The sequence below is a fragment of the Haladaptatus salinisoli genome, from assembly GCF_020614375.1.
Taxonomy (GTDB): domain Archaea; phylum Halobacteriota; class Halobacteria; order Halobacteriales; family Haladaptataceae; genus Haladaptatus; species Haladaptatus salinisoli.
Map to the genome: position 1 here is coordinate 375,458 of NZ_CP085330.1, position 12,938 is coordinate 388,395.

The following is a 12,938-nucleotide window of genomic DNA, read 5'->3' on the forward strand; positions in this document are numbered from 1 at the left end:
CCCCTTCCGACTACATCTGCTCTTCCAGTCGTTCTATCATCTCGTCGGCGGGAAGCTCCGTCATCGATTCGTCGGCGAGTTTGAGGCGGAGCCGCGGACGGCCGACGTCGATGGGGACCTTCTCGGTGTCCAGAATGCCGAGGTCCTCGAGCCGCGTCTTCGTGCGCGAGAACGTCGCCTTGCTGGCGAGACCCACGTCCTCGCCCCACTTGCTGATGTCGTAGAGCAGGATGTTGTTCCGCGCCGCCACCAGCAAACTGATGGCGACTTCGTCCAGCCCCTGACCGCCGCGAATCTCGTCCAAGGACGTGAGTACCGTCGTGAAGTCCTCTTCCACCTGAGGCCCGATTTCGTCCTCCAGGGTTTCGCGCACCTCCGAAATCGGCGGAGTTCGGAGCGTGAACTCCTCTCCCTCCTCCCACGCCGACATCAACGAATCGCGCGCCGTCTCGACCAACTCGCCGTCGTCAGACTGCAACCCGTCGATTCGACGGTCGAACTGAACGAGCGTGACGATTCGGTCGTCCATCACCACCATCGAGCTCCGATAGACCTCGTCTACCGTCCGTAGGGACAGCTTGTCCCGGTGGATGAGGTCCGCCGTCTCGCTCGCTATCAGGAAGTCGTCGGCCATCGTCTTGAGCGTCTCCGAGGCGGCGATGATTCGGAGCTCCGGTAGCTCGTCCTCGAACTCGCTCGCGGTGACGACTGCGGCCTCCAATTGCGCCTGCGATGGATTGACGAACAGGATCGGCTCCGATGTTTCCTCGAAGAGTTCTACGAAGATATCCCCCATCTCCCGGTCGAGTAAGTCGGCCATCGACATGGATGTTTGAACAGACCCGACGTACTTAGTATTGAGTCAGTTAATTTAGGGTAATCCGGCGTTGTTTCGCGCGTTTCACGGAAAGCCAATCATACGACCGGCGGGGCTCCACTAACGCCGTCATTATCCGAATCAACGTCCCCGTAAACGCAATTTATCGGGCCGTTTCCCTGCCTCAAACACCCGCGTTGGCGGGAGATATCGTGGGGTTCCATAACGTTTTCGGCCCGATGATGACGTAATATGACAATGACAGGCGAACGACTGCGGACCGGGATTCACGGCCTCGATACCGTTTTGAACGGCGGACTCGCTTCGAAGCGCACCTACGTTCTCCGCGGCGACGCCGGCGCGGGCAAGACCCTCACCGAATTACGGTTTCTCGAAGCCGGAGCGGAGGACGGCGAGACGACCCTGTTCGTCCACCTCTCCGAGACCGAGGACGAACTTCGAGAGAAGGCGGCGTCGGTCGGTATCGACGCCGAGGCGATCTCGTTTCTCGACCTGCGCGCCGATACCCCCGAGGCCGACGGCCGACGGGAGACTTCGCGGCGACCGCGGACGACGCGGCTCTCGTCGGTCGACTCTCCGAGCGCATCTCCTCGCTCGACCCCGACCGCGTGGTCGTCGACCCGGTCGCTCGCCTCAGGGACGTCCTTTCGAGCCGGGAGCGGTACCGCGAGGAGGTCGTCGGACTGGGTCGGCATCTCAAAGAACGCGGCGCGACGGTGCTGTTCACCTGTCGCACCGACCGACACGGGGACGACCTCTCGCTCGTCGAAGACGGGCGGTTCGAACTACGGACGGGCGAGCGAACCCGGACGCTGACGGTGCCGAAAACGCCCACCGAGGGCGCGCGAGACGGGGCGCACGGGGTTCGCATCTCCGACGACGGCATCGACGTCTTTCCCTCGTTCGACCCCGAGGTTCACGACCGGGACTTCGAACCCGAGAGCGTCTCCTCGGGCATTCCGCAGGTCGACCAGTTGCTCCACGGGGGCATCGAACGCGGCACCGTGACCGTCCTCAGCGGACCGACCGGCGTCGGCAAGACAACGTTCGGTACGCAGTTCATGAAGGAGGCGGCCGGGCGCGGCGAACGCTCCGTCATCTACATGTTCGAGGAATCGACCGAGACGTTCCGCGAGCGCAGCGGAGCCATCAACGTCCCGGTGGCCGCGATGGTCGAGGACGGTTCGCTCCACTTAGAGGAGATAGAACCCGTCGAGCGGTCGGCTATCGAGTTCGCCACCGCGGTTCGACGGGAGGTCGAGAACCGCGGCACGGACATCGTGATGATAGACGGCGTCGAGGGGTACAACGTCTCGCTCCGGGACGACAGGCTGAACCTCGTCGAGACGCTGCAGGCGCTCTGTCGCTACCTCCGAAACATGGGGGTGACCGTCATCCTCGTCACCGAACAGGACTCGCTGACCGGTCGGGTCGAGGCGACCGGCGAGGGCATCAGCTACCTCGCCGACAACATCATCCTGCTGCAGCACCTCGAACTGGGGGGCGAGATGCGGAGGGCCATCGGCGTCCTGAAAAAGCGCACGAGCGACTTCGAGCATCTCCTTCGGGAGTTCCGCATCACGGAGCACGGATTCGAGGTCGGCGAACCGATGGCGAACGTCCAGGGCGTGCTCACGGGGATGCCCCGGATTCGAGGGGAAGCCGAGTAACCGCCCTCTCGAACGCCCGCACCGGACTCGTCGGTACGCGACGAGCGACCTGCACCGGCGGTTCGAATCGGCATCGGCGGTTCGACGGACCAACCGCGCGAAAGTTCACTCCACAAAACTTATTCCAAACTGGACGAAGCATCGAGCGAGAACGCGACCGACAGAACCGACGACCCTATCCCCCAACCCATGACGTTACGACGCATCGCGACCGGCACGGCGTACGGCATTATGAGTATCTTCACACTGGCGTGTCTGTTCGGCGGCGACCCGGACGATATCTGAAACCGTCCGCGACGACCGAGAGACGCGCACCCTTTCTCCCGCCCCTTCGAGGTCCGTTACGAACGGGTATGGTTGCAACGCGGGCGTTCGCCGTCGAAACCGCGGGCGGAAGGGCGGCGAACGGATGAGGCGCTCCGCGCCCGACCGTCAGACGCGCGCCTGACTGACTTTCTTGTAGGTGCGCGCCGACCTCCACCGTATGGCACTCACGACCGCTCTGTTCGTCGCCGGGGTGGAGAGAAAAGACGGACGGTGGCCGGGATGACCGAACGGACGATAGATATCGAACTGCTGGTCGCGGACACTCCCGAGGACGCACCGGCCGTCGAACCGAACTCGCGCGTCGACGTGTCGGTTAACGGTCAGATGTACCCGACCGCGAAACTGACCGACGGTCGTTACGTCGCGTGGTGGTTCGAGGCGACCGCGCCGCCCCCGGACGCCCGGGTGGCGACCGAGTGGGTGGCCGCACCGACCCGCTACCTCGCGGCGGCGACGTTGGGCGAACTGTGGGAGAACCCGACCGCCTTCGACTCGCTCACGAAATCGTCCATCTCGTGAGCACGTCCCGGACGGGGGCTATCGCGGCGCGAACACCGGGGCGGGCAGTCCTTTCATCTCGATGCTGTCGACGAACTCGACGGCGTCGCCGACCTCCGCGCGTCCCTCGATTCGACCGAGGAGGCGCGCGTCGCCGAGGTCGACGACGGCGACTTGGTACGGTCCTTCGACCCCCGCGGGCGGTACGTTGATCGTGGTCTCGCTGTGAACCTCGCCGGTCTCCGGGAGTCGGCGGGGAGCGAGGTCGCGGTCGCCGCACTCGATGCACGCGCGCTTCGGCGTGGCGGTGACGTGGCCGCACGACCGGCATTCGAGTCCGAGCAGTTCGCCCGCTCGGAGGCGCGCCCGCCAGTCGGCGTACGTCGCGGCGTCCCCCTCGGACGGGTCGTTCGAACTCACGTTCGGGCCTCCATGACGGTGACGACGGTCGTCGCGGCGTCGCCGCCGAGGTTGTGCGCGACGCCCGTCGCGGCCCCCTCGACCTGGCGACGGCCGGCGTCGCCGCGAAGTTGCCCCGTCAGCTCCACGATTTGGGCCGTCCCGGTCGCCCCGATGGGGTGACCCTTCGCCTTGAGACCGCCGCTCGGGTTCACCGGGATGTCGCCGTCGAGGTAGGTGCGACCCTCGGCCGCCGCCCGCCCGCCGGTGCCGTCCTCGAAGAAGCCGAGCGCTTCGATGGCGAGCACCTCCGCGCCGGTGAAACAGTCGTGCACCTCGGCGAAGTCGACGTCGTCGGGGGTGACGTCGGCCTGCGCGTAGGCTTCGGCCGCGGCGTCCCGGGCGGCCCGCGTCTCGGTGAGCGACGCCTTGTCGGCCAGCGGAACCGCGTCGGTGCTGTGGCCGACGCCCGCGACGGAGACCGGTTCGCCGGCGAAGTTCTCGGCGAGGTCGTCGGCGACGACGACGACCGCCGACGCCCCGTCGGAGAACGGACAGCAGTCCATGAGGTGGAACGGGTCCGCGACCGTTGGGCTCTCCAGCACCTCCTCGACGGTCGCGTCGCGGCCGAAGTGCGCGTTGGGGTTGTACCGGCCGTGGTGGTGGTTCTTGACGGCGACCTCGGCGAGCTGCGCCTCGGTCGTCCCGTACTCGTGCATGTGGCGCTTGGCGAGCAGCGCGAACACGCCGGGGAACGTGAGCCCCGCCGGTTGCTCGTACTGGCGGTGGGCCGCGCTGGCGAATATCTCGGTCATCTCGCCGGTGCCGAGACCGGTTTCGGGGGTGCACCGCTCGACGCCGCCGACCAAGGCCACGTCGTGGACGCCGGATTCGACCGCCTGAACGGCGTGTTTGAAGGCGTTCGACGAGGTGGCGCACGCGTCCTCGAATCGTTGGCAGGGGATACCCTGGAGACCGACGTGCGTCGCCAGTTTCGGCGCGAGGTGCGTGTCGCCCTCGGCCTGCCCGCCCAGCGCGTTGCCGAAGTAAAAGGCGTCTATCTCGTCGAGCGTCGCACCGGCGTCGTCGATGGACGCGAACGCGGCGTCCGCGAAGAGCTCTTCGAGTGGCCTGTCGTGCGGGCCGAACTCGGTCATCCCGGCACCCACGACGGTAGCTCGTGACATGATTACACGTTTTTCGAGCGACACTAAGAAATTACTGCTCACCGCATTCTTCCGCCGAACCGCCGCGTATCGAAAAGACTATACTTTCGATTCGAAACACTTGTAGCGTCGTGCCCCGCTTCCCGAACCCGATACGCCTCCTCATCTTCGCCATCGGTCTCGCGCTCTCCCGCGTCGGTCTCGTCTCCCGGAAAAACGTCCGTCGAACCACCGACCTCGCGTGGCCGCGCATCGTCACCGGTCTGGCGCGGATGTCGAAGAACGCCGTCGACGTCGCCTTCGTCGGCATCGCCGTGGGACCGGTGGCCATCGCCGGGGTCGGGTTCGCCACGCCGTACTGGGGCGTCGCGTTCTCGCTCGGCGGGGGGTTCGCGGGCGGAACCATCGCGCTCGTCTCGCAGCGATACGGCGCGGAGGCGTTCGACGAACTCGGACGGGCGATTCGGTCGAGCGTCGCGCTCGTCCTCGCGGTGTCGCTCCCCGTCGCGGTCGTCTTCGGACTGTTCCCGGCGGAACTCGTCTCGGTGATGACCGACGACGAGGCGGCCATCGGGTTCGGCGCGTCGTACCTCCGCATCCTCTCGGTCGGCGTCCCCTTCGCCGGACTCAACCTCGTCGGCAGTCGCATCTACATCGGCGCCGACGACGCGTGGACGCCGATGCTGGTTCGGACCGGCGGCGCGCTCGCGAACATCCTCCTCAGCGCCGCGTTCGTCTTCGGACTCGGGATGGGCGTCGAGGGTGCCGCGCTGGGGACGGTGCTCGCCAACGTGGTCGTGACCGTCGGGTTCGCCGTCGGTCTCGTGGCCGGTCGGCTCCCCGGCGGCGGGGAACTCCCCATTCGGGTCGACCCGTTCGCCGACTACCTCGACGCGGAGACGCTCCGTCGACTCGTTCGAATCGGTCTTCCGGTCGTCGGGCGAAATCTGGTGTGGACCGTCGCGAAGTTCCCGATGCTCGCCATCGTCGCGCTGTTCGGGCCGAGCGTGGTCGCCGCCTACGTCATCAGCCGACGCGTCTGGGGGCTGATGAACACCCCCGGCTGGGGGTTCGGACTGGCGTCCAGCAGCCTCGTCGGGCAGGAACTCGGCGGCGGCGACGAACGCGCCGCCGAGACGTACGCGCGCGACGTCATCGTCTTCTCGGTGGCGACCTACGCGGTCGCCGCGGTGGTCGTCTTCCTGCTGGCCGAACCCATCGTGCTCTCGTTCGGCGGCGACCCGGCGGACCCCTCGGTTCCGGTCGCGGTGTCGCTCGTCTACGCGGCCTGCGTCGCGGTCGTGGCGCAGGGAATCAAGGGCGCGGCCGCCGGACCGCTCGACGCCAGCGGCGACACCCGCTGGCCGTTCTACAGCCAGATAATCGGGATGTTCGGCTGCGCGATACCCCTCGCGTACCTCGGTGCCGTCACCTCGCTCGGACTCGCGGGCCTGTACCTCTCGTTCGTCGCCGAGGCGGCGGTGCCCGCGGCCATCAACTACCGCCGCTTCTCGACCGGAAAGTGGAAGGCCATCAGCCGGGAGTTCCGCCCCGGCGGTTCCGTCGCCGACGACTGAGAGCGAGTCCCCGTCGAAACGCCTTCGTACCGCGACCGCCTCGGTCGCCGCATGGTTCACACGGCGGCCCACCTGCTCTCCCTGCTTCCCGCCGTCCTGACCCACGGCGTCGTCGGCTACGCGCTCGTCCGAACCCTGACGGACGAACCCCCGGCGCTCGGATTCCTCGCCGGCGTGCTACCGGATATCGACCTCTACTTCGGCCGACACTGGCGGTTTCCGCTCGTCCACCGCGGCGCGGTTCACACGCCGCTCTTCGTCCTCGGGTGTTGCGCCGCGCTCTACCTCGCGACCCGCGACCGCTCGGTCGCGGTCGCCGCCGGTCTCGCCGCCCTCTCCCACCTCGTCATCGATTCGTTCACGGACATGGGGATACCGTGGTTGTACCCCCTCAGCGCGCGCTACTTCTCCTACGACGTCGAGATGCACGGCGTCCGAAACACGATACTCATCTGGACGCTGGTCGGGGCGGCGCTCGCGGTCGACCGCCGGCGAGTTCGTCGCGACCGGACCGAGGACGACGGCTGAGACGCTAGCCGTCGACCACTTGGGGAACCGGCGAGGCGGGTTCCGACGCGTTCGTTTCGTCGCTCTGCGGGGAACGTACGCGCTCGTCAGGTTCCTCCTCCGGCGTCGACGCACGTACCTTCTCGCGTTTTTCGTCGCCGCGAACCGGGTTCCCGGAGAAATCACAATATTCATACTGTTCGATGCGGAATATTAAGTCACGTTCATGCTCGCAGCTCCCCTCCAAGCCTTTCCCGGCGGACTCGAACTGATAGTCATTTTCTTCTCGCTCCTCGTCTGGCTCGTTCCGCTGGCCGGTATCGTGCTGGTGCTCTACTACCTCAGAAGCATCGATAAGCGACTCGAACGGTTGGTCGAGCGCTCCGAGTAGACGCCCCGACGCCCGCCGCCCCCGACCGCGGTTCGCACGGCGAGTCCGGGAGTAATCGACCGTGTGCATCCTACGAAGTTTCGTTCAGCGTCCCCCACCAGAGAATCGGCAGCGACATCGCCAGTATCGGTAAGCCGAGGAGCGCGGCGACGAGCGTCCCGCCTTCGATGGTCAGGAAGAGAGTCGATTCGAGGGAGCGCGGCATCGTCGACCAGTGACGCCAGAACTGCTGCCACAGCCGAGGTAAGAACAGGAATATACCCACCCAGCCGAGCCACGCGGCGACCGAGACGGCGAGCCGAGCCGGCGGACGTTCGGAGAGACGACCCATGAGCGTGGTATCGTTTTCGGCGCTTCCGTATTGGTTTTACTGACACGCGGCCGACATCCTATCGGCGCGAGTCGACTTCCGTCCCGCGGAGTTCGGATGGTCGGACCGCCGTCCCCGCCGGCGAGCCTCAGGATCGCGGTTTCGGAGGCGGGATAGCTCCGAATGCGCTCGTTCGTCGTTCCCGAGCGTTCCAGCCGTAACCGTCGCTCCTCGGACGCGGTGCGCGACGGTTCGGACGAGGCGGGTTCGTCCTCGGTATCGAACTCGGCTACCAGAGGGACTGGACGACGTTCGCGTCGATGAACGACGAGACGCTGATGATGAGCGTCATCCCCACCGCGAGGAGGACGACGATGCGAACGTGCCACAGCCAGTACCGCGGCAGGAATCGCTCGTGGAGCCCCTCGCCGAGTTCGGCCATCGCTTCCCGACCGTAGTTCCAGCCGACGAACACCGTGACGAGGAAGATGCCGGACGGGAGCAACACCTCGCTGGCGACCGAATCGAACAGTTCGAGCGTTGCCGTGTTCAGCGCGGTCGGAACGCCGAGGAGGAACGCGGCGACGCCGAGCACCCCGGCGACCACCGGTCGCCGAACCGGGTAGTTATCGACGAAGTACGCCGTGGGAATCTCGAGCAGGCTGATGGACGACGAGACGGCCGCGATGAGGACGACGAGGTAGAACACGACGCCGAGCGCCTCCCCCGCCGGAAGCGTCCGGAAGGCGTTCGCGATGCTGACGAAGATGGCGCCGGCCCCCGCCTCGCCGGGCCGCACGCCCTGCGCGAAGAGCAGGGGAAACACGATGAGACCGGCGAGGTAGCCGACGAGCGTGTTCACGACGACGATGGCGATTCCGTCGGTGACGAGGCTCTCGGAGTCCTCGACGTACGACGCGTAGGTTATCATGATGCCCGAGCCGAGGGACAGGGTGAACAACACTTCCCCGACCGCGGCGGGGATGAGGGTGTCGAGGTTCGAGAAGAGGTACTGGAAGTCGGGTTCGAGGAAGTACCGGTACCCGGCGGCCGCTCCCGGGAGGGTTCCGGCGTAGAGCGCGAGCGCGACCATCAGGAGGACGATGGCGGGAACCATGATTTTGGTCGCCAGTTCGATGCCGCGCTCGATGCCGAACGCCACGATTCCGACGGTGACGAGGAGGAAGAGCGCCCCGTAGAACAGCGCGTCCGCGCCGGCGGCGGCCGCCTCGAAGTGCGCGGCCGGTCTGGCGAAGTACGCCCCGGTCGGGCTTTCGAACAGGTAGCGCATCACCCAACCGCCGACGACGCTGTAGTACGCCACGACCCAGAACGACGTCACGGCGGCGAGCGCGCCGGCCGCCTTCCACGCCCGGCCGCCGGCCCCAAAGGCGTCGACGACGTTCCGGTGCGTCCGTCGCCCCATGGTGAACTCCGCCAGCATCGCGGGAAGTCCGATGAGCAGGACCGCGACGAAGTCGGCGAGCAGGAACGCGGAACCGCCGTGGCTCGCGGCTTCGTACGGAAAGCGCCATACGTTGCCGAGCCCCACCGCGCTCCCTATCGCCGCCGCGATGAAACCGAGCCGCGACCCCCAGTGCTCGCGGCCGGGGATTCGACCGGTTAGCCCCGACGTATCATTGGTACTTTGTGGCATATAATGATCGATGGCGAAAATTAATAATATCGATATTGGCCGATTCTTCGAAACAGAGGCCGCTCCGGCCGGTCTTTTACCGCTGGCCGTGCTACGGTGAGGCATGACCGAGGGAGTGAACGCGACCGAGTACCACGAGCGGACGAAACACTCGCCGGAGAGCGTCGGCGGCGGTCGATTGGATTGGGAGAACCAGCCGACGCCGTACAAGACGTACGCCGACGTCCCGCGGGTGGGGCTCGCCCGGTCCGTTCGACCGCCCCAACTGCCGACGCTCTCGGCGCTTCGCTGGCGGGTTTCGGACGCGGGCGAAGGAACGAATCCGGCCGTCGACCGCGAGATTCTCACGCAACTCTGCTACTACGCCGCGGGCGTCACGCGCGAACTCCCGATTCCGTCGCGGTCGCCGCTCCGGAGGGACACGGCCCGCTACCGGGCGGCCTCGTGTACCGGGAAACTGTATCACGTCGACCTCTACCCCGTCGTCGGCGAGGGCGTCGAGGGCGTCGACCCCGGCGTGTACCACTTCGACCCGACGACCCTCTCGCTCGACGCGCTCCGCGAGGGCGATTTCCGGGGCGTCCTCGCCGCGGCCAGCGGCGGCGAAGCGCACGTTTCCGACGCCCCGGTCGCGTTCGTCGCCACCTCGACGTGGTGGCGGAACGCGTGGAAGTACGGCGACCGAACCTACCGCCACGCGTTCTGGGACTCCGGAACCGTCCTGGCGAACCTCGCGACGGTCGCCCGCGCGCTCGAACTCCCCGCCGACGTCGTGACCGGTTTCGCCGACGAGGAGGTGGCCGCGCTGCTCGGCCTCGACACCGCCGAGGAAGCGCCGCTCGAACTCGTCCCCGTCGGCTCCGGCGCGCCCGCCCCCGACGCACCCCCGGTACGAACGATCGACCCCGAGACGGAACCGCTCTCGGAGCGCGTCGTCGACCACCCGCTCATCCGCGAGGCCTACGTCGGTTCGTCGCTCCCGGACGGAGACGCCGCCCGCGACTGGCGCGAACGGGCACCCCGCGAACCGCTGACCCGCGAGGCGGGGGACGGCGAGCGCGTCCCCCTCGAACCCGTCGGCCCGGAGCGAGCCTCGAAGGTGCCGCTCCACGGGACGATAACCCGCCGGGGTTCCTGCCGGGAGTTCGCGCGCGACGACCTCAACTTCCGGAAGGTGTCGACCGTCCTCGACCGGGCCGTGAGCGGCGTTCCCCTCGACGTGCGGCGCGCCGACGGTGCGCTCCAGTACGTCGACTGTTACCTGCTGGTAAACGGGGTCGAAAGCGTCGACCCCGGCGCGTACCACTACCACCCCGAGGCCGGTGAACTGGAACGACTCAAAGCCGGAGAGTGCCGGACGGAGGCCGGACACCTCGCGCTCGACCAGCGACTCGGCGCGGACGCGGCCGTCTGCGCGTACTTTCTGGCCGACCTCGACGCCGTCACCGACCGACTCGGAAGCCGGGGTTACCGCGTCGCCCAACTCGAAGCCGCGCTCGCCGGCGGCAACCTCTACCTCGCCACCTACGCGCACCGCGACCTCGGCGGCACCGGACTGACCTTCTACGACGACGCGGTTGCCGAGTTCCTCTCGCCGCGCGCGGCGGGCCAGACGCCGATGTTCCTCTACGCGCTCGGGCGACCGGCGTGACCCCCGCCGGGCGACGACGGTACTCGCCTCGGGGTTTCCGCGCCGACGTCCCCGTCGAAACGGTCATGATTCGGGCGAGCGTACCGTGTTACTGAGTACCACACCGGCGGTTTCGTTCCGCCGGCGTGTAGTGCTCCGGCCGCATCGGAGGGGGAAAACATGACACCGAAAACACGAGAAGAAACGCTTCGAAGCGTCGAACTCTACCGCTTCGACGGAGCCGACGTGTGGCAAGAGGGCGACGAGCGCGCCCGACTGCGCGGGTACTTCCCGCTCTCGCCCGGGACGCCGGGGGCGGGGGAGGTCGCCGGCGAGAGTCTGATGATGGTCTGCATCGAACTCGAACCCGGCAACTATCTCCCGACTCACCGCGACAGCGCCGAGGAACTGCTCCACGTGACCGCCGGGCGGGTGGAAGCGACCGTCGGCGACGAGACGATCGAACTTGCGGCGGGCGAGGTGACCGTCGTTCCGGTCGACGCTCCGCACGGCCTGCGGAACGTCGGCGACGAGACCGCGCACGTCCTCGGGATATTCCCGAGCAACGAGTTGACCGCCACGTTCGAGGAACCGCTGGAGCCGTTCGGCACGGACGTCGTCACCGTCGGCCCGGAACCGAACGTCGAGTAACGGGCCCGACGACGGGGTCGGCGACCGCCTTTTTCTGCCCGCCCGTGGAATCCGAGACCATGATAGTCGCCGAGCGGGAGAACAGCTATCGGTTCATCACGCAGCCCGACCACGCCGACCTGTCGGGGCAGTTCGCCGAACGCTGGGGAAACGACGAGGTCGAGCGCCCGAAACCGTCCCCGCCGATGGTGCTCGCGGCGTACACCCACGATAACGGCTGGTGGGAGTACGACCTTCACCCCCACCTCGACGAGGACGGCGAACCGATCGGGTTCACACGGATACCGGCGGACGCGTGGATCGACTGCTACGATCGGGGCGTCGACAACGTCGTCGAGATGGACCCGTACGCGGGTCTCGTGGTGTCGATGCACGGGACCGGCCTCCGTCGCCGGCGGTACGGCCTCTCCCCGTCGATGCCCGACCTGTCGTCCGAGTTCGCGGCGTTCGTCCGCCGGCAGGAGGAGCGCCAGGAACGACTCCTCGCCGAACTGCGCGACGCGAATCGCCACGGGTGGCTCTCCGAGGCGGACGAGTCGTTCCTCGCGGCGCTCCACGAGCGCGGAACGCCGCCCGAGGACTACGACGGACGCCTCTGGTTCGATTACAAACTCCTGCAGGCGTGGGACACCCTGTCGCTCTCGTTCTGCACCACCGAATCGCCGCCCGGCTACGACCCCATCGGCGCGGTGCCGACGGCCCCCGGCGCGCCGGACGAGACCCTGTCCATCGCCGCGCTCGGCGGGGACGAGTTCCGGGTGGAGCCGTGGCCGTTCGAGGAGTCGCCCGTCCGCGTCTCGGTGCCGGCGCGAACCGTTTCGAAGAGCGACTTCGACGGGGAAGACGGACTGGTTCGAGCCTACTACGGAAGCGAGCGCGAAACGGTGACGTTCACCCTCCGCCGGTGAGGGGGCGGGGACGCGCGGTGAATTCGAGTTGTTCGCCCCGAAACCGGCGGAGGGATTTTCGGGACGACACGAGTTCGTCGACGACGACCGAGATGTGGATAGAGCCGAGCACGCCGCAGAAGACGGAGGTCAAGGGCGGGTCGGGTCGCATCGCGAACGTGAAGTTCGGTAACGAGTCGGCGGGGAGAACGGCGGTTACCGCGACTTCGACTTGAAGGTGACCGCCGATACGCGGTTCCCGAACGTCGACCCGAAGAGCGACGGGGGACCGTACTTCCTCGTCGCGGTGAGCGGAAAAGCGGTCGCGCGAAAGGACGCGAAGTGGGACCATCGAGTACCGGTCCGGCGGATAGCGCTTCGAGGTCTCGCGGCGGCCGACGGAGGGGTACGACCGACGGGCCGTGCCCGA

At 67.3% G+C, this 12,938-nt stretch carries 14 protein-coding genes and 1 pseudogene; 9 read left to right on the forward strand and 6 right to left on the reverse strand.

From position 1 onward, the window contains the following. Positions 1 to 10: 10 nt before the first annotated feature. Complete coding sequence (gene tbsP / locus LIX00_RS22425; protein WP_227356745.1) at positions 11 to 820, reverse strand: transcriptional regulator TbsP; 810 nt, start codon at positions 818 to 820, stop codon at positions 11 to 13. 255 nt (positions 821 to 1,075) lie between these two features. On the opposite strand from tbsP, the pseudogene LIX00_RS26195 reads away from it, so the two are divergent. The 3 genes and pseudogenes from LIX00_RS26195 to LIX00_RS22435 all read left to right on the forward strand — a co-directional run. Then, a pseudogene (locus tag LIX00_RS26195) lies at positions 1,076 to 1,258 on the forward strand (ATPase domain-containing protein); the annotation flags it as partial. A 164-nt stretch (positions 1,259 to 1,422) separates the two neighbouring features. Continuing rightward, on the forward strand, positions 1,423 to 2,508 hold the full coding sequence (locus tag LIX00_RS22430; protein WP_368410785.1) for an ATPase domain-containing protein: 1,086 nt from the start codon (positions 1,423 to 1,425) through the stop codon (positions 2,506 to 2,508). Positions 2,509 to 3,054: 546 nt separating this feature from the next. Then, positions 3,055 to 3,354: a hypothetical protein gene (locus LIX00_RS22435; RefSeq protein ID WP_227356746.1), complete on the forward strand. Its 300-nt coding sequence runs from the start codon at positions 3,055 to 3,057 to the stop codon at positions 3,352 to 3,354. An 18-nt stretch (positions 3,355 to 3,372) separates the two neighbouring features. On the opposite strand, the gene LIX00_RS22440 is transcribed toward LIX00_RS22435, so the two are convergent. Together LIX00_RS22440 and LIX00_RS22445 are read right to left on the reverse strand one after the other, a co-directional pair. After that, a complete protein-coding gene (locus LIX00_RS22440; RefSeq protein ID WP_227356747.1) occupies positions 3,373 to 3,753 on the reverse strand; it encodes a Zn-ribbon domain-containing OB-fold protein in 381 nt (126 codons plus the stop codon). Beyond that, positions 3,750 to 4,919 (reverse strand): thiolase domain-containing protein, encoded by a 1,170-nt coding sequence (locus tag LIX00_RS22445; protein ID WP_227356748.1) that lies wholly within the window; start codon positions 4,917 to 4,919, stop codon positions 3,750 to 3,752. Before LIX00_RS22445 ends, LIX00_RS22440 begins: the two co-directional genes overlap by 4 nt. A 110-nt stretch (positions 4,920 to 5,029) precedes the next feature. Between LIX00_RS22445 and LIX00_RS22450 the strand changes: the two genes are divergently transcribed. From LIX00_RS22450 to LIX00_RS22460, 3 genes are all read left to right on the forward strand, one after another. Then, entirely contained in the window at positions 5,030 to 6,475 is a 1,446-nt protein-coding gene (locus tag LIX00_RS22450; RefSeq protein WP_227356749.1) for an MATE family efflux transporter, read from the forward strand. Positions 6,476 to 6,526: 51 nt separating this feature from the next. Then, positions 6,527 to 7,003, forward strand: coding sequence for a metal-dependent hydrolase (locus tag LIX00_RS22455; RefSeq protein ID WP_227356750.1), 477 nt, complete (start codon positions 6,527 to 6,529; stop codon positions 7,001 to 7,003). A 205-nt stretch (positions 7,004 to 7,208) separates the two neighbouring features. Further along, complete coding sequence (locus LIX00_RS22460; RefSeq protein WP_227356751.1) at positions 7,209 to 7,373, forward strand: hypothetical protein; 165 nt, start codon at positions 7,209 to 7,211, stop codon at positions 7,371 to 7,373. A gap of 70 nt (positions 7,374 to 7,443) precedes the next feature. On the opposite strand, the gene LIX00_RS22465 is transcribed toward LIX00_RS22460, so the two are convergent. Beyond that, positions 7,444 to 7,704 carry a hypothetical protein gene (locus LIX00_RS22465; protein ID WP_227356752.1) on the reverse strand — a complete coding sequence of 87 codons (261 nt, stop codon included), beginning with the start codon at positions 7,702 to 7,704 and terminating at the stop codon, positions 7,444 to 7,446. Between the two features lie 268 nt (positions 7,705 to 7,972). Further along, the gene (locus tag LIX00_RS22470; protein ID WP_227357176.1) at positions 7,973 to 9,298 is read right to left on the reverse strand and encodes a sodium-dependent transporter; all 1,326 of its coding nucleotides are present in this window, start codon (positions 9,296 to 9,298) and stop codon (positions 7,973 to 7,975) included. Between the two features lie 145 nt (positions 9,299 to 9,443). Between LIX00_RS22470 and LIX00_RS22475 the strand changes: the two genes are divergently transcribed. The 3 genes from LIX00_RS22475 (at position 9,444) to LIX00_RS22485 (ending at position 12,529) form a co-directional block, all read left to right on the forward strand. Continuing rightward, positions 9,444 to 10,991, forward strand: coding sequence for a SagB/ThcOx family dehydrogenase (locus LIX00_RS22475; protein WP_227356753.1), 1,548 nt, complete (start codon positions 9,444 to 9,446; stop codon positions 10,989 to 10,991). A gap of 159 nt (positions 10,992 to 11,150) precedes the next feature. Further along, positions 11,151 to 11,621, forward strand: a complete 471-nt coding sequence (locus LIX00_RS22480) for a cupin domain-containing protein (RefSeq protein WP_227356754.1) — start codon at positions 11,151 to 11,153, stop codon at positions 11,619 to 11,621. A 59-nt stretch (positions 11,622 to 11,680) separates the two neighbouring features. After that, positions 11,681 to 12,529, forward strand: coding sequence for a DUF3891 family protein (locus tag LIX00_RS22485; RefSeq protein WP_227356755.1), 849 nt, complete (start codon positions 11,681 to 11,683; stop codon positions 12,527 to 12,529). Here LIX00_RS22485 and LIX00_RS22490 read toward each other — a convergent pair. Beyond that, positions 12,513 to 12,860, reverse strand: coding sequence for a hypothetical protein (locus LIX00_RS22490; RefSeq protein WP_227356756.1), 348 nt, complete (start codon positions 12,858 to 12,860; stop codon positions 12,513 to 12,515). The two genes, LIX00_RS22485 and LIX00_RS22490, sit on opposite strands and share 17 nt — an antisense overlap. Positions 12,861 to 12,938 lie beyond the last annotated feature (78 nt).